The sequence below is a fragment of the Psychrobacter sp. NZS113 genome (genome assembly GCF_015864825.1).
GTDB lineage: Bacteria > Pseudomonadota > Gammaproteobacteria > Pseudomonadales > Moraxellaceae > Psychrobacter.
The window spans coordinates 115,569-136,841 of sequence record NZ_JADYWL010000007.1; the positions used below are offsets into that span (position 1 = coordinate 115,569).

Annotated in this window: 16 protein-coding genes and 2 tRNA genes; 8 read left to right on the forward strand and 10 right to left on the reverse strand. The window is 43.8% G+C overall.

From position 1 onward, the window contains the following. Positions 1–22: 22 nt before the first annotated feature. Positions 23–1,561, reverse strand: a complete 1,539-nt coding sequence (locus I6E61_RS11555; RefSeq protein WP_197134925.1) for a YHYH protein — start codon at positions 1,559–1,561, stop codon at positions 23–25. A 620-nt stretch (positions 1,562–2,181) separates the two neighbouring features. On the opposite strand from I6E61_RS11555, the gene I6E61_RS11560 reads away from it, so the two are divergent. Beyond that, a complete protein-coding gene (locus tag I6E61_RS11560) occupies positions 2,182–2,724 on the forward strand; it encodes a peroxiredoxin-like family protein (RefSeq protein ID WP_197134926.1) in 543 nt (180 codons plus the stop codon). Positions 2,725–2,930: 206 nt separating this feature from the next. Further along, entirely contained in the window at positions 2,931–3,725 is a 795-nt protein-coding gene (locus I6E61_RS11565) for a YdcF family protein (RefSeq protein ID WP_197134927.1), read from the forward strand. A gap of 60 nt (positions 3,726–3,785) precedes the next feature. On the opposite strand, the gene I6E61_RS11570 is transcribed toward I6E61_RS11565, so the two are convergent. The 7 genes from I6E61_RS11570 to rsmH form a co-directional block, all read right to left on the reverse strand. Beyond that, positions 3,786–4,706: a putative RNA methyltransferase gene (locus tag I6E61_RS11570; RefSeq protein WP_197134928.1), complete on the reverse strand. Its 921-nt coding sequence runs from the start codon at positions 4,704–4,706 to the stop codon at positions 3,786–3,788. Between the two features lie 228 nt (positions 4,707–4,934). Further along, a complete protein-coding gene (gene mraY, locus I6E61_RS11575) occupies positions 4,935–6,053 on the reverse strand; it encodes a phospho-N-acetylmuramoyl-pentapeptide-transferase (RefSeq protein ID WP_197134929.1) in 1,119 nt (372 codons plus the stop codon). 3 nt (positions 6,054–6,056) lie between these two features. Beyond that, a complete protein-coding gene (gene murF, locus I6E61_RS11580) occupies positions 6,057–7,517 on the reverse strand; it encodes a UDP-N-acetylmuramoyl-tripeptide--D-alanyl-D-alanine ligase (RefSeq protein WP_197134930.1) in 1,461 nt (486 codons plus the stop codon). A 107-nt stretch (positions 7,518–7,624) separates the two neighbouring features. Continuing rightward, positions 7,625–9,376, reverse strand: coding sequence for a UDP-N-acetylmuramoyl-L-alanyl-D-glutamate--2,6-diaminopimelate ligase (locus I6E61_RS11585; RefSeq protein WP_197134931.1), 1,752 nt, complete (start codon positions 9,374–9,376; stop codon positions 7,625–7,627). A gap of 78 nt (positions 9,377–9,454) precedes the next feature. After that, a complete protein-coding gene (locus I6E61_RS11590) occupies positions 9,455–11,539 on the reverse strand; it encodes a penicillin-binding protein 2 (RefSeq protein WP_197134932.1) in 2,085 nt (694 codons plus the stop codon). Further along, the gene (locus tag I6E61_RS11595; protein WP_197134933.1) at positions 11,536–12,018 is read right to left on the reverse strand and encodes a cell division protein FtsL; all 483 of its coding nucleotides are present in this window, start codon (positions 12,016–12,018) and stop codon (positions 11,536–11,538) included. Before I6E61_RS11595 ends, I6E61_RS11590 begins: the two co-directional genes overlap by 4 nt. 327 nt (positions 12,019–12,345) lie before the next feature. Further along, entirely contained in the window at positions 12,346–13,341 is a 996-nt protein-coding gene (gene rsmH / locus I6E61_RS11600; RefSeq protein WP_197134965.1) for a 16S rRNA (cytosine(1402)-N(4))-methyltransferase RsmH, read from the reverse strand. Between the two features lie 434 nt (positions 13,342–13,775). Here rsmH and gltX point away from each other — a divergent pair, with 434 nt between their 5' ends. From gltX to I6E61_RS11620, 4 genes are all read left to right on the forward strand, one after another. Continuing rightward, the gene (gene gltX, locus I6E61_RS11605) at positions 13,776–15,302 is read left to right on the forward strand and encodes a glutamate--tRNA ligase (protein WP_197134934.1); all 1,527 of its coding nucleotides are present in this window, start codon (positions 13,776–13,778) and stop codon (positions 15,300–15,302) included. A gap of 158 nt (positions 15,303–15,460) precedes the next feature. Continuing rightward, positions 15,461–15,826, forward strand: coding sequence for a hypothetical protein (locus I6E61_RS11610; protein WP_197134935.1), 366 nt, complete (start codon positions 15,461–15,463; stop codon positions 15,824–15,826). Between the two features lie 122 nt (positions 15,827–15,948). Then, a tRNA-Ala gene (locus tag I6E61_RS11615) sits at positions 15,949–16,024 on the forward strand. A 145-nt stretch (positions 16,025–16,169) separates the two neighbouring features. Continuing rightward, positions 16,170–16,245: transfer RNA gene (locus tag I6E61_RS11620), tRNA-Glu, on the forward strand. 160 nt (positions 16,246–16,405) lie between these two features. Here the strand turns inward: I6E61_RS11620 and I6E61_RS11625 are convergent. Next, positions 16,406–16,705, reverse strand: a complete 300-nt coding sequence (locus I6E61_RS11625) for a hypothetical protein (RefSeq protein ID WP_197134936.1) — start codon at positions 16,703–16,705, stop codon at positions 16,406–16,408. A 284-nt stretch (positions 16,706–16,989) separates the two neighbouring features. On the opposite strand from I6E61_RS11625, the gene I6E61_RS11630 reads away from it, so the two are divergent. Further along, the gene (locus tag I6E61_RS11630; protein ID WP_197134937.1) at positions 16,990–17,643 is read left to right on the forward strand and encodes a LysE family translocator; all 654 of its coding nucleotides are present in this window, start codon (positions 16,990–16,992) and stop codon (positions 17,641–17,643) included. Between the two features lie 32 nt (positions 17,644–17,675). Beyond that, positions 17,676–18,134, forward strand: coding sequence for a hypothetical protein (locus I6E61_RS11635; protein WP_197134938.1), 459 nt, complete (start codon positions 17,676–17,678; stop codon positions 18,132–18,134). 114 nt (positions 18,135–18,248) lie between these two features. On the opposite strand, the gene acnA is transcribed toward I6E61_RS11635, so the two are convergent. Continuing rightward, on the reverse strand, positions 18,249–21,077 hold the full coding sequence (gene acnA / locus I6E61_RS11640) for an aconitate hydratase AcnA (RefSeq protein WP_197134939.1): 2,829 nt from the start codon (positions 21,075–21,077) through the stop codon (positions 18,249–18,251). Positions 21,078–21,273: the final 196 nt, after the last annotated feature.

Below are 21,273 nucleotides of genomic sequence, written 5' to 3' on the forward strand. Positions count from 1 at the left end.
GATCATTATCATTGAATGCACACTATTTTTTCTGTATGTCATCAGTGCGTTTATAAGTCTGTACGGTCGTACCCTCTGGATCAATAAATTCAAAAGTATAAATATCTTTGGTCGCTTCAGTAGCGCCCCAACCATAGTTAAGCTTATGCTCTTGACCGTCATGGGTATACGTTAGACTGTATTGAGTCGGACTTATAATCTTATAATCTGTGATCTCAGCTCCGCGCAAAGGCGTCAGCGCTGGGCGAACGCCATGAGTATGTGCTTGCGGTGAAATTTCATTTTCTGGTGCTTTCGTATCTGGGTTTATAGTGACCTTACCGCGCAAACCGGCAATTAAATACGGAAACTCTGAAGTAGCATGGTATTCATAGCTACCGTCTTCATTGAATTTGCCTAAATATTCATCAAGCTCATCATCGGTTTCACCATAGACAGGAAAGCCGTCTAGTGCATAAGCAATGGGCTTACCTTCACCAACTTGTGACTGTAGATGGGTTGGTGCAAGATGATAGTGGTAGTCATCAGCGCGTCCAGAATGCCCGCCCCAATTGTCTAACTCTCCGAATGCTTTGGCATCCTCACCACGATTGTTTAATGGGTTAAATATAGGAATGCCATTAGCTGCAATAGCGATGGCCCCTTTCATAAAATTGTCTTTGGCCATTAAAGGCTCATCGGCAAGCTCAGGCTGTAAAGGAATGACCCAACTGTTCTCATTGGTATAATCCTGGTCTATAGGTACTTGCTGTTGCCAACTGGTGATACCTGTCATCATTTCGTGGCTTGGGATACCATTTGATTCGACATACAGATATTTATCATCATGATGAGTACTGACGTTATCGAATGAGCCAAATACTGACGTCATAAAATCAATATCATTGGCTGGTACGGGCAAATGAGCAACCGCCTCTTTCGTCTTTTCACCGATATTTTGAGCCGTCTCAGTACTGCTACAAGCCACAAGCAAAGCAGCTGAACCCAATACTCCAAAAACTGAATAGGTGATTTTTGACGGTCGGTTTTTCTTGTGGCGTATATTCAAAACATAGAACAAAACCAAACCACTCGCTAAGACCAAGCCACCCAACAAGTAGAAGAATAAGACAGAGCGTGTGTCACTGTTATCCGTCATGACAAACGTTGCCGCATCAGCTTTATTTAGTGCCGTTCCATTATCGTTAGCGATAACAGTAGTATCGTTTGGATTTTGGATAGCCGTTAATTGATTACTACTTACTAGATTGTCAATCACTGCTAGCTGATTGATCGCTTGAATATGGGCGTTTTTTTCCAAAATATAGGTTTGATCATCGGCTGAAAAGTCCGACAAATCAAAAGAGAGCAACTGATGGTGGCTATCCGTTAAATAAACAGTACCATCTTCTAGTTTGATAAAATCAGCAGCGACACTAGGCTGGCCTGTGATCTGCCACTCTTTGGCAGGCATGGTATGTTCACTAAGGTCATGCGCGTAGGCAGAGGTCAGTGATGAAACTTGTATGGCAGTGACAATAGCAAGCAAGCTGAAAGCTTTAGCTGTTTTTGTAAGGGTCATAACATGCTCTCGTTTGGATTGATATTTGAAAGTTAGTCATAGTCAGACAGAGGTACTTATGCGCACCTGTCTAAACGTCGTGGCTACTTATCATTATTCACTCAAAAAATTATAGTGACCAAATAATAAACTCATTGTATTACAGCGATAATATCAATTATTACTTTAGACAAACTTTAAGAAATGTAATAGCTCAGAACTATTATTTCAATATCCTCAATTATTACCACCTATTGCTTAACTATCTATCTTCTTTGTATGTTGATGTTTATTGTCGAATATCGCGTTAGCTTTTTGATGTTTTACTTCAGTGCTATGATATTTGACATACTCAATCGCAGTATTATCATAGTCATTCCACTATAAAAGTTTTACTGCGTTAACATATTACTTAAATAGATGATCAGATAATAACAGATAAAACAAGTATCTCATTCGCCCTACCAGTGTCATGTAACGAGAGAAAATAAGAAAATTGAGTAGCTATAAAACCTTGCACTCGCTAACAAAAAGCCAACTTCATTGTTGAGCGTTTATTTGTAGTATCGGTACTTAGTATATTGAACGATCAATCAAATTCAACATAAATAAATTTTAATAAAACGATAAGGATAAAAACGATGTCAACAGACTACACTCAAAAACTTCATGCTGGCGTAAAATTCCCAGAGATAGAAGTAACCATGCTAAATGGCGAAGTAAAATCATTGGGTACGCCCGAAAATGGTCATGACTGGAAAATGGTCGTCATTTATCGCGGTAAACATTGCCCAAAATGCACTCAATATCTCACTCAGCTTGAGTCTATAAAAGAGTCGTTTGCTAAGGTAGGCGTTGATATCATCGCCATCTCAGGTGATAGCAAAGAGCAACTAGACGCGCACCTAGAAGAGTTAGACATTAACTTCCCTATCGCTTACGGTCTAACTGTTGAGCAGATGCACATGCTAGGTCTATACATCTCTGACCCACGCTCAGAGAAAGAAACCGACCATCCATTCGCTGAGCCTGGCTTGTTTATTATCAATGCAGAAGGTGATATTCAGATACTCGATATCTCAAATGCACCATTTGCTCGTCCAGATCTAGAAGTGCTCGCTGGTGGTTTAGCTTTTATTAGAAATCCAGAAAATAACTACCCTATCCGTGGTATGCATCGCTAGAAGTTGTTTAAATAGCAATTTTATATATCTTCCAAAAAAAGAGCTCCCCATTAGGGAGCTCTTTTTTATTTGATGATTGATAACCCGCCTTAAAAATCCATATTGTATCCATCTATCATAATGTACGACTGTGATAATCTTAGGCTCGGCACCTTCAAAACCACTCTCTCATATATCGATTATCTACATACAAGCGTATTATTTCTATGTCAAAAATACTATTTATCACCACTCGTGTCATCTTAGTCACTATCGGTATCGTGATCATCGTTGACTGTGTTGCTTTGATAGCGGTTGGTAAAATTAATTTTGGCTCGGTAGTACCGTTGCTATTAGGGATAGTCTTTGTCGCTCATGGGCTATTTTGGCAAACTATTCGCAGATATTGCTGCCAGAACCTTTGGTTGAACCGACTCTGGTATGGACTGTGGGCTGTATTTACGATTTGGCTCATCAGCTTTATGATCTTTATCTACTCCTTACAGCAGCAGATTACGCTTAGCACACAGCCTGCATCGACCGTGGCAGCGATTATTGTACTGGGTTCAGGGACGGTAGCAGGCAAGCCAACACCGACCCTCGCCAAACGCTTGGACACCGCTGTACCACTGATCGAATCACAACCTAATGCATTGGTCATAACCAGTGGCGGCGTGGGCTTTCAGCGTACACGTAGCGAGGCTGATATTATGGCAACGTACTTACATGAGACCCACGGCATAGCATTCGAGCGTATTTTACAAGAAGGTAAAAGCACCAGTACCGAAGAAAACTTAGCCAATAGCCGAGACATCTTAGAAGCAAACGGGCTGTCTATCGCTGAGCCTATTGCTATTGTGACCAGTGACTTTCATACCATTCGCGCAGCCAGTATCGCCAAGCATCAAGGCTATGAACAGCCTATCACTGTCGCCAGTCCTACGCCTTTATCTATTCGCTATAATGCATGGTTTCGAGAGTACTTTGCCTTTGTGAGTGGCTGGCTATTAGGAGAGTATTAATGCTAGCCATATTCTAGTCATCAGTACGGTATATCTATATAGGTACACTGTTAGAAGCAGCTACTTATCGGTCGTCTTTTGCAAGACATAGACCACAAACTTTGCCTCAGTATTAAATGGCTTCATTTCCACAGCTTCTAGCAACGTCTGTCTTTTCTCGTTACGTGCACGATAGGCATAAGGGGTCATGGCCATTAAATCAGCCAAATCACCTGCTGATAACGTCAATTCTGTACTGATACGATGAGTATCTAATAGCGTGAAATACGGAGACAACTCTGTCAGAAATTTATCAGAATCATGCTCGCGCACATCATCGAATAAGGCATCACGCACCGTTGCCAAGTGACCTGCATCAGGCTTGGCAATGATTAAATAGCCATCATCAGCCAATACTTCAGCAAAAGCCTCTGGCAAAATGGGACTAAAAATACTACTGATACCCGTCACACTACGAGCGCGTAATGGCAAGTGTGCAGCACTGGTGACCAGCGGATAAATCGCCGTCATCTGAGCAGATGGCTCTTTATTCTGCTGATACCATAACTGGCCTACTGCTTTGCTGACTTTGGCCAATTCAACCAATGCAGGTTTACTGATATCAGCAGCGATTAAAGTATCGATAACTTCAGTGCCCAGTTGCGCCATTGCCTGTGTGTAGTAGCCTTCTCCACAACCAATATCCAACCAATTTACCTGCTCATTTGACGACAATAACGCCACCATTTTTTGGCAGATTAAATCGTTCAATGGCTTATAGTGTTCAGCATGCAAAAATCGCTTGCGTGCCTCAATAGACTGCTGACTATCGCCCGGTGCTTTGGATTTTTTTTGTTGGACTGGCAGTAGGTTGACATAACCCTGACGCGCCACATCAAATGGATGTACCGTTTGTTTAGGGTGTAGGCTACCATCACAGCGCCACGTATCTGTAGCAGGCTGTAGTGGAGATTGACAAAGGGGGCAGATAAATAAAGACACGAGTTTCTCAAAGTCATACAAATATGACTGACATTTTAGCAAAATTCGAGTTAGTTCATGCAGAAAAGAAGCTATTAAAAACGTGATGACTGGAAAACAAAAAGCCACTTCAAATAGATTTGAAGTGGCTTTTTAGTCAACAGTATTGATATTAATTCAACGTCAATCAGAATGACGGTATCAACGTCGCTTTGAAATTAACGAACCTTTAAAGTTAACGTAGCTTTATTAACGTAGCTTTAAAGTCATGAGACCTAAAATAACAAGAATGATAGCGATAATCCAAAACCTTGCCACCACTTGCGTTTCTTTCCAGCCAATTTCTTCAAAGTGATGATGTAATGGTGCCATACGAAACACGCGTTTTTTACGCAGTTTATACGAGCCTACTTGTAGCATAACAGACAGTGCTTCAGCGACGAACAAACCACCCATAATGGCGAAGGCAATCTCTTGACGAGTCATAACCGCAATCGTACCGAGCATCGCACCGAGGGCAAGTGCGCCGACATCACCCATAAATACTTGTGCTGGATGCGCATTGAACCATAAGAAACCAAGTCCTGCGCCAATCATCGAGCCACAAACAATAATGACTTCAGAGTTGTAGGCGATATAAGGCACATGCAAGTAATCAGCAAAGCGTACATCACCTGATACATAGGCCATCGCCCCTAAACCTGCTGCGACTAAAACCACTGGTAAGATAGCCAAACCATCTAAACCGTCGGTCAAGTTGACAGCATTGGATGAGCCGTTGATCACAAAGTAGGTAAAGATAATAAAACCAATACCAAAAGGCACTGCCGAAAATGGAATCATCCAATCTTTAAAGATAGGCAATAACAGATCCTGCATCTCACGAGTAGTCGCGATATCTGGCTGTAGCGTCGCAATATAATACAAAGACACTCCAACGAACAACGCGCCCATCGAGAGCCAGAAATATTTTTTGCGAGCGATTAAGCCTTTGGGATTTTTATACTTAATCTTGAGCCAATCATCTGCCCAACCCACTGCCCCAAAAATAATCATGACAACGAGTAAAATCCAAACGTAAGGATTATTTAAGCGTGCCCAAAGCAATGTCGATATCCCAATCGCGCTCAAAATCAACACCCCACCCATAGTCGGGGTACCCGTTTTGGCCAAATGTGATTGTGGCCCATCACTACGAATCGCCTGACCATACTTTAATGCACGCAGGTGTCGAATGACACGTCCACCAAAAATCATGCTAAAGGCAAGCGCGGTCACGACCGCAAGTAACGCTCTCAACGTCAATGAAGAAACCGCAGAAAACGGCGTATAATACTGGCCAAGCCAGCCAAACAACCAAACTAACACCGCCTACTCCTCGACTAGCGCATTTATAAGGGTTTCCATTTCCATGGAACGAGAGCCTTTGAACAACACAGTACAAGGCTTCGCTTGTTGCGCTTGCAAATACGGCTGTAAATACTGTAATAAACTGTCTTTATCCGTGAATGCATGAGCGCTAATATCAGCAATCTCTTTCGCACCCGCCACGGTATAAGGGGCATACTCACCAACACAAAGCAGCACATTGATGCCTGTGGTCGCAATCGTACGACCCAAACTTTGATGTTCACTAATAGCTGCTTCACCTAGCTCACCGATATCACCGAGCACCATCACTTGCGTACCAGTCTGCGCTGCCAATACTTTAGCAGCTGCACGCACCGAATGGGGGTTGGCATTATAAGTGTCATCAATTAAGCGATGCATACCGAGCAACTGACTGTTCAAACGTCCCTTGGCTGGACGGGCATTTTCAAGACCAATCACGATATCACTCACGTCGATATTTAGTGCATGCGCACAGGCAGCAGCGGCCAAAGCATTATTGACATTGTGCTCACCAGCCAGTGGCAAGTTGATATCATGAACTTGGCTGCCAATATGCAATTTAAACTCACTGCGCTCAGGCTCTACATCGAGATGGCTAGCACTAACGTCCGTATTACCAAAGCCAATTACATGAGACGTCTGCTTTTCAGCGATACGGCGCAATTGATTGGTAAAATCATCCTTATCAGGAACGATGGCACACTGGTTATCGGTTAATGTACTATAAATCTCTGCTTTGGTTTGGCAGATACCTTCGCGACTACCGAATTCACCCAAATGCGCAGTGCCAATATTCAGGATACAAGCCACGTCAGGCTGAACAATCTCAGTCGTATAGGCAATCTCACCAATATGATTAGCGCCCAACTCTAAGATAGCATAGCGGTGATGATCCGACAGCTCAAGTAGCATCATCGGTACGCCCAAGTCATTATTTAGGTTGCCACGGGTAATCAGTGTCGGCGCCAATCTACCAAAGATACTACCAAGCATCTCTTTGCAGGTGGTCTTACCACTAGAACCAGTGATTGCAATTACGGTCAAATCTGCGTGCTGCTGACGACGATAAGCGGCCAGCTGACCTAGGGCTAAACGCGTATCACTCACTACCAACTGCGGAATGCTATTTGGACTGGTAACAGGACGCGATACGATAGCAGCGATTGCACCTTGTGATGCTGCCATATCGATATAATCATGACCATCAAAATTGTGGCCGCTCAGCGCTAAAAATATATCACCTGGCTTTATCGTGCGGGTATCGGTAGCGATACGATTGCCAGTGACAGCATCGTTTGATAGCACTGTCTGTCCTGCATTTATTTGTTCTGGTGATAACTGCCAATGACCATCAAGAGATGCTGTCGCGGCAAGCAGATTATCTACTTGCCAGACATACAGCCCTTGCGACTGAGTGGCAGTATCGTTGTCGGCTGTCATAGTGATTACCTTATATGATGACTACTTAATTTTTATAAACATTAGGGTCTGTTGAACATTCAAATATTAGGGCTGCTGATTGCTAAAATTGCACCAAGGCCAATTGCTTATACTCGGCCCGCTTGCGCTAGCGTTTGCTGCAAGATGACACTGTCATCAAAATCATAACGGAAATGATTAATCTCTTGATAAGTCTCGTGTCCTTTACCAGCGATAACAACAATATCATCGGCAGCGGCATGACTGACAGCATACTCAATGGCGGCTTGGCGGGCAGGTTCGATATGCGTACGTTGATATTGCTCTGTACTCATACCAGCTTGCATGTCTTGTAAAATCACATTGGGATCTTCGGTACGTGGATTATCAGCCGTTAAAATAACTTGGTCGGCACCCGCCAATCCTGCTTGCACCATCAATGGACGCTTGCCAGCATCACGGTCGCCGCCACAGCCAAACACCGCCCACAGCTGTCCCTTACAATGAGTCTTGAGACTGGCCAGCACTTGGCTCAGCGCATCAGGGGTGTGCGCATAATCTACGATGAAACAGCCATCATTAGATGGCACACGCTGCATACGTCCAACAGCACCTTGTAACTGCGGCACAACGGCGGCTATACGTTCAATATCACTATATATACCGTTATCAGTATCATTCGAGTTCACACTAAGCGCCACTGAAGCAGCAATAGCCGCGAGCAAATTAGCAACGTTAAAGCGTCCTAATAATGGGCTCACGATGTTTATGTTGCTTATATCGTGATTGCTAGAACCATTACTATTCATATCACTACGTAAGGTAATTTCGACACCTTGTAGGCTTGGCTTAATGTCAGCCGCCACAAAAGTAGCCGTCTTTGATGAATCTAAGCTATAGGTCCAAACAATTACATTGCTAGCCTGCGCAGTATCAATCATAACCTGTGCATACTCGTCATCGATATTAATAATGGCATGCGTCAAATCTGGAAAATGTGCTCTATCAAACAACTTGGCTTTTGCCGCTGCATACTCTGCCATATCGGCATGATAATCTAAATGGTCACGACTTAAATTGGTATAAATCGCCACAGACACTGGCATGCCTTGCAAGCGCTGCTGATCTAATCCGTGAGAGCTGGCTTCTAATGCCAATAGTTCAGCGCGCTCTGTGCCCATTTGATATAAGAATTGCTGGACAGCTAAAGCATCGCCTGTCGTATGGCTGGCTTGTACCAATGCGCCAAGTCGACCATTACCCGCTGTACCCATCACTGCACTACTCATGCCAGTTAATTGGGTTAATTGCGCTACCAATTGGCTGATAGTGGTTTTGCCATTGGTGCCCGTGACAGCAACGACCTTTGGTAAGGTCGCTGACTTCTGATACTGCAAACGAGATTGGATTAAATCACCTAAAAAGTCACGGATATTGGGTACGTATAATACAGGACAAGATAGCGCAGCTAATTGTTGCTGTGCGTTCGAGATACTACCCCCTGATGAGCTAATATCGGCAGAATTTGATACATTCGCCGTAGTAAACAGAGCGATAGGATCGACTTCCGATAGAATAAAGGCCGCATTTTTAGCAGCTTGAGATAGATAGTTGCGGCTTTTTTGACAGTTTGGTGTCTGGCTTTTTAAGAGAATAAATGCATCATTGGTTTCGAGCTGACGACTGTCTAGACGAAACTGCTGAAATGGGATAGTGGCAATTACATCGATATGGTTCGATTTGTCTTGAGTCGCTGCCTGAGTATCCGATGCCACTACCATCGCCGTCCATGCCTGCTGTAAACCCTGTTTATGACTACTATTGGCTTCAAGCAATTGTTGCAAGGTAACAGGAGCATCGTTTGGCGATAAGATAGTCATTGGCAAATCCTAAATGGTTAAAACAAATCGAATAATTAAGCGCTAAGCATGCAAAAACGGTCAGTTACACCCTTACTACTATGGCTCTTCCGTTTTTAACGGCTTGTCTAAAGGTACATTATATAAACGTAGCGCCTCTTTCATAACGTTATGGAACACAGGGGCTACCGTCAAGCCAGCATAAATTTGACCGCGTGGATCTTCAATGAGCATCACACCGACTAACTTTGGATTGGACGCTGGCGCCATACCAGCAAAGACGTTGCGGTACTGGTCGGTATAATAGCCACCATCTGGGTTGATACGGCGCGATGTACCTGTTTTACCAGCGACGCGATAACCATCGATAGCAGCGGCTTTGGCTGTACCACCCTGCTCGGTGACACTTTCTAGCATTTGGACAATCGACATTGCCTTTTCATGCGCCATGATACGCTTGCTCGGCAGCGGCTTATCATTTTTGGTTAGGGTCAATGGATGCATGACGCCACCTGCCGCTAGCGCTGAGTAAGCTTGCGCCACCTGTGCCAGGGTCACTTGTAGACCATAACCATAACTGACAGTTGCACGGCGTGCTGTTTCTTTCTCTTTTGGTGTCACAATCAGACCACTGCCCTCACCAGGGAACTGTAATGGTGTCTTCGCGCCAAAACCAAACTGCCTTTGCATATTACTAATAGCATCAGCTGGCAGGGATAGCGCAATCTTGGTAGAGGCCACGTTACTAGATTTCTGTAATAGCGTTGCCAGATTGATCATACCCAGATTATTGTGATCGCGAATAGTATAGCCACGAACACGGATAGATCCAGGATTGGTATCGATTAAAGAAGTCGGCGTATATTTACCAGAATCTAAAGCAGCAGCAACCGTAAACGGCTTCATTACTGAACCCGGTTCAAATACATCAAGAAGCGCACGGTTACGCTGGTTTTCACCAGTCATCTCATTTAGATTGTTTGAATTAAATGATGGCCATGTCGATAGTGCAAGCACTTCACCTGTTTGCACATCGACGATCATACCCGTCGACCAACGTGCTTTTTGCAAACGACCTGCTTTTTCCAGCTCTTTATAAAGCAAATACTGCAAGCGTGAATCAATGGTCAATGCCACATCTTTGCCCGGTATTTCTGGTTCAATTTGCTTAATTTCTTTTAAGCTGTTTTGTTTGGCATCTTTTAATACCAATACTTTACCATCATCACCTGCCAGCTCGGTTTCATACTGACGCTCGATACCGGCACGACCTTCGTAGCCACCTTCAGGGTCGCTCGCACTTTGTCCCATAAAGCCCAATAACTGCGAATTTGGTTGCGGCTGCGGATAATAGCGCTGAAAGAAATTCTTTTCATAGATACCAGGAAAATCAAGCGAGCTGACACTCTGAGCAATCTCAGGTGTTACCTTATTCAACAATGGCAGATAATGTGAGCCTGCGCCCGACGGCAGTGCTGCTTTTACCGCTGCTTCGTCAGTGACATCGATACTGTCATCAATGGCGGTGACTTTTTTTAACTCGTCGACTGAGATATTGGCAGCAGCAGCAAGCGTGGTCAGATCCATATTGTCTAGACGCTTTTGCATACGCGCCTGTAATTGTGGACTGCTAGGGTTGGTAAGAATAATTCGCTTTAGCTCATAATACTCACGCGAATAGTCATGCGGACTAAAAGACACGGTGGCAAGTGGCGCACTGACGGCTAATGGCAGGTCATTACGATCGGTAATCATGCCACGATAAGATTTTTGCGTACGCACGCTGGTAATAAGCTCATTGCCTTTATCTTGATAGAACTGCGCATTAGCGACTTGTAAATAATACGCGCGGGATATGAGCAACCCCAATACGACTAATGCTATACCCCAAATAGTACGAAATCGGTTTTTATCGTGCTCAAAACCGCCACGAGAGGACGCGCCAGACGCCTTACCTAAAAATGCTCTTTTGGCTTTTTGATTTTTGACGCTGGTATAAGCACCCTTGTCTTCGTTCTTTTTTAGACGATCAAATAGTTTGGCCTTACGGTTACCAGAAGATTGTTTTTCAGGCTTACTGCTCGTTTGTCCAGATTTAGCCGCGCTAGCAGGACGCAATGGCTTAGTGACCTTTCCGCTGGCTGGTTTTTTTCTGGTACTTTTGACAGGTTTTTTATCACTCATTGTCCAGCCTCCGCTTCCGCAACATCAGGAGACAAATCCGTAGAAGCACGTGGTCCAACAGCATATGACTCTTCTTCATCTGAATCAGTAGTGACCACTGGTACCAATACAGTAGCAGCTCCTGGCTGGATAATGAGCTTGTCTTTAAGGGTTGGTGAGAACATACCCAACTCAGACACAGCACGGCTCGCAATTTGCGGTGTCGCACTAAATGTCTGTTGTTCAATGAGCAAGCGCTGGTGCTCAACTTGTAGCTTACGCTCTTGTTTTTTCATGTCTTGCAAGGTTTTATAGTCCTGATGATATTGCTGAACGCCTTCGGCTGTTTTGATACCGCTCCACACAATCGCAGCGGCTATTATCAATAGCACTGCCACATAGATACTGACCACATTAAATCGGCGCACGAATAGTTCGCCGATATCGTTATTATAGGGCGGTGCGGCGCGACGTTTTGTCGGTTTGTCAGATATTGCCATGACGATCTCAAAAATTGAACTTCAAAATATAAAAAGCGATAACCGTCTATGAGTGATGAAACACTCATGAGCCATCAGCACCATCAGTAAAGATAAAGGTAAAACCAAACAGACAAAAAAGAAAGCAACTGTCGAGCCTAGCAGAGAATGTTTACAGATTTTTAACAGCCACGTAACCATTAAAACATCAGTCATATTTCACAAATCGATAGTTGACCAAATAACATGCCCGAGCGTTGACATATCTAAGCATTTATATATCTAGGCACCTATATGTCTAAGTACTTAGAATAAGTAGATACTTATGTGCCAACTATCTAGACTTTACTAATCACCGACAGGCAGGTAGTCGATATCCGTACGTGTTGCCATACGCAACCATGCACTACGCGAGCGTGGATTTTGACTGGTTTCAGCTTTGCTTGGACCCACACGTTTAGGCTTGCTAAAATAACGTGGACGATTGGGTGGCATTGGTAGATTTTCGTCTTCTGGGTACTGCCCTTTACTATGACGCTGCAAAAACTGCTTAATACGGCGGTCTTCTAATGAGTGAAAGCTAATGACAGCCAGTTGCCCACCTGATTTCAAAATCGGGATACTTTGCTCTAAAAAGGCATCGACATCGCCAAGCTCATTATTAATAAAAATGCGCATTGCCTGAAAGCTCTGAGTCGCTGGATGCTTGCCGCGCTGCCAGTTAGGATGCGCAACTTTGATTACTTCTGCCAACTCAAGCGTCGATTCAAAGCTGTCCATTTGCTTAATCGCACGCGCAATACGGCGGCTATGACGTTCTTCGCCAAAGTCATAAAGCACATTAGCCAACGTCTCATCATCGACTTTCATCAGCCATTCTGCGACCGACTGGCCACGGCTGGTATCCATGCGCATATCAACCGCACCATCACGCATGAAGCTAAAGCCACGACTGCCATCATCAATCTGCGGTGAAGAAATACCCAAATCTGCCATCAAACCGTCAACTTGCATGATACCCATAGCAGCTAGACTGTCTGTCAATGTCGCAAAGCTGTCATGAACCACTGTCACGCGGCTATCTGTACTTGCCAGCTCTTGAGCCACGCTAATTGCTGTCGGGTCTTTATCAAAGACAATCAGCTGCGCATCATCGGCCAGCTGACTTAATAGTAGTCGACTATGACCACCGCGCCCAAAGGTTGCATCAACGTAAGTACCGCTTATCTGCAAGCTATTCTGGTCGTCATTGCTTTGGCTGACACTGCTTTGAGCATCATTGCCTGTTTGCTTCGGCAAGGACTTGACGCCCAGCACCGCAGCGACGGTTTCTGGTAGAAGCACGGCATCATGAACGAAACTTAATTCGTCAGAGTGTGTATCGTCAGCAGTTTCAGGATGATTTACGTTAGATAGTGGCTTATTTTCTGGCTTATTATTTAATAGTGACACAAACGACTCAGTAGATGGCGACCATATTGGCCAGTAATAGTAAAAAATCAGATGAAAATAAACAAGTTATGCCTTGCTTAGCATTATTATCGCAAGGATATATCTGTAGTCAAGCGCTAGAAGGGCTTTTCATTAAAAATATCCTATCTCTCTGTTATACTAGCGCTATATTTTACGCTATTTTTCTACTTTGACGACTATTGTTTCATCCGTATTTTTTATTCAAATATTTCATGCATATTTGTCATTGCGATTTTTTATTACCCTCTTTCACTGCTAAATTCATTAACCAACACATTCATTAACAAACGTATTTTGAGATTCCTATGACCCAAACATCGACCCAAGCACCAACGCGCCCTGTTCGTACTCGTATCGCGCCTTCACCGACTGGCTTTCCTCATGTAGGAACAGCTTATATCGCACTATTTAACTTGGCCTTTGCTAAAGCGCACGGCGGCGAGTTTATTTTGCGTATCGAAGACACTGACCAAACACGCTCAACCGAGCAATCTGAACAAATGATTTTAGACGCGCTGCGTTGGGTCGGTCTAGATTGGAGCGAGGGTCCAGATATCGGTGGTCCTCATGCCCCTTATCGTCAGAGCGAACGTAGCGATATTTATACCAAACACGCCGAGATGCTCATAGAAAAAGATCATGCGTTTCGCTGTTTTTGTACCAGTGAAGAGCTAGATACCATGCGTGCTGAGCAAATGGCCAATGGTGAGACCCCACGTTATGACGGTCGCTGTGCTCACCTTGCACCAGAGACTACCGAGCAATTGGTCGCTGAAGGCAAACCGCATGTAATTCGTATGCGCGTGCCTACCGAAGGCATCTGCCAAGTACATGACATGCTACGTGGTACGGTTGAGATTCCTTGGACCCAAGTCGACATGCAAGTGCTGCTAAAAACAGACGGCATGCCAACATACCATTTAGCCAATGTCGTCGATGATCACTTGATGGATATCAGTCATGTGATGCGCGGTGAGGAGTGGTTGAACTCTGCGCCTAAGCATCAGTTGCTTTATGAATATTTTGGTTGGGAGATGCCAGTACTTTGCCACATGCCATTACTGCGTAACCCAGACAAATCAAAACTGTCTAAGCGTAAAAACCCAACCTCTATCACCTACTATCGTGATGCGGGCGTACTACCTGAAGCGTTGCTAAACTATCTCGGTCGTATGGGCTACTCGATGCCAAATGATGCTGAGCAGTTTACGTTAGAAGAAATGATTGCCAGTTTTGACATTCAGCGTGTGTCACTTGGCGGCCCTATCTTTGATATCGAAAAACTAAACTGGCTAAACGCAGAGTGGCTACGCGCCCTTACCCCTGAAGAGCTAAAGAACAAAATCCTTGAGTGGGCAAGCAATAGCGATAAATTAACCGCTATCGCAGCGGCGATTCAGCCACGTATTGAACTACTGTCTGATGCGGTGAATTGGAGTGGCTTCTACTTCCAAAACCTACCTGCTATCAATGCTGAGAGCTTTACACATAAGTCACTCACCCCTGAGCAAATCATGGATATGCTACAGCTGTCATTATGGCAGTTAGAAGTCCTGCCAACTTGGTCAGAAGAAAACATCTACGCCACGCTAAAAGGTATGGCCGCTCACCTCGATATCAAGATGCGTGACTTTATGGCGCCGTTCTTTATCGCTATCGCTGGTAGCACGTCATCAACGCCAGTCATGAACTCTATGGCGATTATCGGTGCTGATATGACGCTGACACGATTGCGTCATGCGGTTGATGTACTGGGTGGTCTCGGTAAAAAGAAACTGAAAAAACTTGAGAAACAAGTGGCTGAATTACCAGACTTTTTGGCTGCTGAGTAGTTTAGCTACTGAATAACTTATCTACTAAACAGTCGATTAGCTGAAATTTTTGAATGTAGAAGGGTCAGGCCAGTTCTGACCCTTTTTCGTTATTAATAGGTATTACTACCCTTAGACTATTAAATATCCTTTATCAAACTTCTTCACTGGAAATAAACATGGCCGCCAAAACCGTCACGATAGAAAGCAAAGACTATGTCTTTAACACCCTCAAAGAAGCACAGAAATATTATGATGCCATCGTAAAAGAGCTTTTTGATGCCAAGCTTACCCTGACAAAGGGTCAGGACTTTGAAGATTTAAAGTGGATATATACCACTTACTGCGGTTATACCAATCATAATCTAGATAAATTAAGCGAGTTTGATATTACTGGCTTTAAAGGTATCAGAACCGTCAGAGAAAAAGGTGGTCAATACATGCCGACTGAATGCAGTGCGATTATCTTTTCTGATGGCAGCGAAGAAGAGTTTTATACGGACAAAGCCATCAAAGAGATCTCTCTTAAGCAAAATCCACGCTAATTTGGCCTTGTTAAGCTAACAAAATAGGCTGAAACGCTTTTTTTTGCATATTTATGGATTATTTTTAAAATAGTAGTTGACAGGACTGTCGGTCTTGCATAAAATACGCACACTCTTAGCGAGGGGCTATAGCTCAGTTGGTAGAGCACTTGCATGGCATGCAAGGGGTCAACGGTTCGACTCCGTTTAGCTCCACCATACTATTTATTGCAATGCTCAGTACTACTGAAATTTATAATAGATACTCGCTAGTAGGACGATATCAGCACCTAGGCAATGCTTACTTGTAAGCTATCTGATATTGTGAAGTACCGTTGTAACCATTGGTTATAACACTCTATGCGTCCCCATCGTCTAGAGGCCTAGGACACCGCCCTTTCACGGCGGTAACGGGGGTTCGAATCCCCCTGGGGACGCCACTATTCGGCGTCACTTATTAGCACTGTTGCTTAGCATCAGATTAGACTAATAAGCGAACAATAAAAAATCCCAGTCATCACACGGTGACTGGGATTTTTTATGTCTGTTGGTTTTGTTATAGTCAGTTTATTATGGTTTGGATAATCTGAAGTTACTATATCAACGATCGTAACAAGAGACGAACTCTCTAATCGCCCAACCCCATTGCCTATACTCGCCCTTATAGTAACCTTCTAGATAAACCCACGGACGGTTTCTACTATCATAAGTGACCTCTGTGACATACACTTCGCGATCATTACGCAGCTTATTAATAATCTTGCCATTAGGTTCATCGCGGATGTTTAATGGTGTGTCAGTCGGATCTGTTACTTTGCAAATTCTCTCAGCATGCGCAGCACTTATCCCAACAGTCGTCGCAAACAGAGATACAGCAACGGTACAAGCCAAACGTTTCATCTCAAATCCCTATTATCAACAAATGTTTTATCTAATCCTGATATATTATCAGAGTTGGCACTGCCGTATCTGAGATTTTTATAAGATATTTACGTTTTATCCATTTCACAGGGGCTGAGCATAAACCGTGTCTCATGGTTTCTAAAATCAATATTTATTGAGTGATTTACTCTATTGCTAACTCACTCAATGCTAGATACTATCCACCCTATAAGCGTTTTATAAAAGACATAAAACGCTTATCACATACGAACAACTAGAGTTATCAAAAGAAGGGATTCGCTATGTTCGGGATTGAGAACTATCTAGGGTTTATTTTGGCTGCTATTCTTTTAAACCTAACCCTAGGCACGGATAGCATGTATATCATTACCCGTAGTATTTCGCAGGGACAAACGGCAGGGTTTTATTCTGTGTTGGGTATTACTTCGGGTATTCTGGTACATACGCTACTGGCTTCGCTAGGATTGTCCGTGTTACTTGCCAACTCTCCTACGGCATTTATGCTCGTAAAATATATTGGTGCCGGATACTTGTGCTATTTGGGTGTCAAAATGCTAATGAGTAAACAGCAGCCTTTGATAGCCAGTCGTTTGCAGGATAGCGAGAAGCCGAAATCCATCAAACCTCTAGACCACTGGCAAATATATAAGCAAGGTGTACTCACCAATACCTTTAATCCAAAAGTCGCGTTATTTTTCCTCGCATTTTTCCCGCAGTTTATTGACTCCAGTTATGCTTACGGCATGCTGTCATTTTTAATGTTGGGACTAACCTTTGCTGTTACTGGCTTTATATGGTGCTTGTGTTTGGCACTGCTGGCGTCAAAGTTCAGCAAAAAACTAAGAGAGAATCCAAAAATTGAATCGATGATGAATAAAATAAGTGGTGTCGTATTTATGGGCCTAGGAATTAAGTTGTTGACTGAGAAGGGTTGATAGAATTGGAATACATAGTAGAGGATGTAATAATGAACGATGATAGTAAGAAAAAATTTACTTTGCTACTTGAAGAGTTACTCAACACGGAATGCTCAGAACCAAGACAAATAGAGATAAACCTTGAACTAAATAAATTATCTCCCGATCCACTTTGGAGTGATTATATATTCTGGAGTGATGAGTATGTATACGAAGATGGGAATGTAAACTACGAGGAGTTTTTTGATAAAATTTCTGAGTACCCAAATTCTTACGAATATAAAACAAAGAGTCGCATTTTAGAGTTGGCTCAAAAACTTATTATTAGAGATTTCTCTGAGATTAGTGAAGTTGACATAGTAAATGAAATCAATGAATTGTCTCCCGATATCAGTTGGACGAACTACCTTTTTGTCGATAAAAGCTGCTTAAACGATGATGGTAGCATCGATAAAGAAAAGTTCTTAAATAAAGTGTTTAAAGAGAGCTGGAATGAGAACTTCAGATAAGTTAAGTAAATAGATTTTCAGATATTTGCTTTCCCTCTTCTCAGACAATAAAAAAGCCCAGTCCCCTACTTTGAATGGGATTGGGCTTTTTATCATACGACGCTTAATTAACCATTATGCAGCGTTTTTGCTCTCAGCAGCCAATTGACGCAGTACATAGTGCAATACACCACCGTGACGCACGTATTCACGCTCTTTTGGCGTTTGTAGCATGACATTGACTACAAAACTCTCGGTTGAGCCATCAGCACGTGTGGCCGTGACCGTCGCTGTTTTGCTTTCACCATTGTCTAGACCCGTGATGCTAAGCACCTCAGAACCGTCTAGGTTATAGGTCGCTGTATTTTCACCTTCTTTAAAGGTCAATGGCAACACACCCATACCGACTAGGTTTGAACGGTGAATACGCTCAAATGAGCTGGTCAATACTGCTTTTACACCGAGTAAAATCGTACCCTTCGCAGCCCAATCACGGCTAGAGCCAGAGCCATATTCCGCACCACCCAATACCACGAGCGGACGCTTTTCTTCTTTATACTTCATTGCCGCATCATAGATGGCCATTTCTTCGCCGTCTTGGAGAGTAGCGCTATCACCATTGAAGTAATAAGTATAGCCGCCCTCTTTGCCAGCCATCATCGTATTTTTGATACGGATATTGGCAAAGGTACCACGAGTCATAACCGCATCATTACCACGGCGTGAGCCATAGCTGTTGAAATCGGCTTGTAGGACACCACGCTCTTGCAGATACTTGCCCGCAGGTGAGTCTGGGTCGATATTACCCGCTGGTGAGATGTGATCAGTAGTGATTGAATCACCGAACAGACCTAAGATACGTGCGCCTTCGATATCAGGGATACCTTCTGGCTCCATGGTCATACCATCAAAGAAAGGTGGGTTTTTGATATACGTTGACCCTTCATCCCATGGATACAATTGGCTATCCGCTGAACTGATCGCGTTCCATGCTTTGCTACCTGCAAACACTTCACCGTAATTTTTGCGGAACATATCAGCATCGATATTATTAGCAATCAACTCATTGATCTCTTCTGACGTTGGCCAGATGTCTTTTAAGAACACATCATTACCGTCTTGATCCTGACCCAGCGGATGAGTGGTCATATCGATATCGACCGTGCCTGTCAACGCATAAGCAACGACCAACGGTGGTGACGCTAAATAACTGGCCTTGACGTGTGAGTGAATACGACCTTCAAAGTTACGGTTACCAGACAGTACCGCCGCAGCGACCAAATCGTTTTCTTCGATACCTTTTTCGATACTTTCAAGCAATGGCCCTGAGTTACCGATACACGTGGTGCAACCATAACCTACTAGATAGAAGCCTGTTTTTTCTAGCTCATCCATCAGCTTGGTTTTTTCTAGGTAATCAGTCACCACTTTTGAACCAGGTGCTAATGATGTTTTGACCCATGGCTTGGCTTTCAGGCCTTTAGCTACTGCTTTTTTGGCGACTAAACCTGCACCAATCATAACCGCAGGGTTTGAGGTGTTGGTACAAGAAGTAATGGCGGCAATCACGACTGAACCATCACGTAGCTTGTGGTCTTTCTCATCGATACTAACGGTCGAGAAGACCCCATTTGCAGGCTGATAACCATCATCTTGGTCATCGTTCATTTTTGGCTGAGCTGCTAAATGTTCAGCTTGTTCTTGCTCACCGCCCTCTTGGTCAAAGCGTACTTTGCCTTCTACTTCTGACTTGCGATCTTTGGTCATTTTTTCTAACGTTTCACCGAACTTCTCATGCATATCAGACAGATTGATACGTTGCTGTGGTAAGTTTGGACCAGCAAGTGCTGGCTGTACAGAAGACAAATCTAACTCTAGCTTGCTTGAATAAGTTGCAGCTGGAGTATCAGCATCATGCCATAGGCCTTGCGCCTTGGCATACTTTTCGACCAACTCAATTTGTGCTTCATCACGACCAGATAGGCGCAGATAATCAATCGCCATTTGGTCAATTGGGAAGATACCACAAGTCGCACCATACTCTGGTGACATATTGGCAATAGTGGCACGATCAGCCAGTGGCATACTGTGCAAACCTTCGCCATAGAATTCGACAAACTTACCAACCACACCATGCGCACGTAGCATCTCGACCACACGCAATACCAAATCTGTCGCAGTGACACCTTCAGTTAGCTTGCCTTTCAACTCAAAGCCAACCACTTGTGGAATTAGCATTGAAGATGGCTGACCGAGCATGGCCGCTTCTGCTTCGATACCGCCCACACCCCAACCCAGCACGCCGATACCATTAATCATCGTGGTATGGCTATCTGTACCAAACACCGTATCTGGATAAGCCGTCAGCTCACCATCTACATCAGCAGCCATCACGACACGGGCTAGATACTCAAGATTGACCTGATGCACGATACCTGTGGCTGGTGGTACGACGACGAAATTTTCAAAAGCATTACGACCCCAATGTAGGAACTCATAACGCTCATTATTACGCTTAAATTCTATTTTTTCGTTGAGATCTAGCGCGTCTTCGCGACCATAAGCATCCACTTGCACAGAATGATCGACGACCAGCTCACTAGGGATGAACGGATTGATTTGCTCGGCCTTTCCGCCCAGCTCAACCACCGCATCACGCATCGCAGCCAAATCGACCACTGAAGGCACACCAGTGAAATCCTGCAACACCACACGTGCTGGCATAAAAGCGATTTCTTTTGACGCCTCAGCCCCTGCATCCCAATTAGCAACGGCTTCGATATGGTTTTTACCGACTGATTGGCCGCCGTCTTCGTTACGTAATAGGTTCTCTAGTACGATTTTCATGCAAAATGGCAGTTTACTGATGTTTTCGTAGGTTTTGGTTAGCGTTGGCAAGCTGTAGTAGGCATGTTCCTTGCCATCAACCGCAATTGTGTCTTTTACATCAAAAATATCGCTCATGGTAGCTTCCTTATCGTTGTTATATATCCTGAACATAAGCAGTCTTACGCTCGTGCTGATAATTGGTGGCTAGATAAATCCTTCATCATTGTTTATTAAAGTTAATCGTTATTTGAAATGAGGAGATATAAATCTCAATAAATAAAATAGCTAAATATTTTCTAAATACCTTTTAAATCATTTCTCTATCATTTCT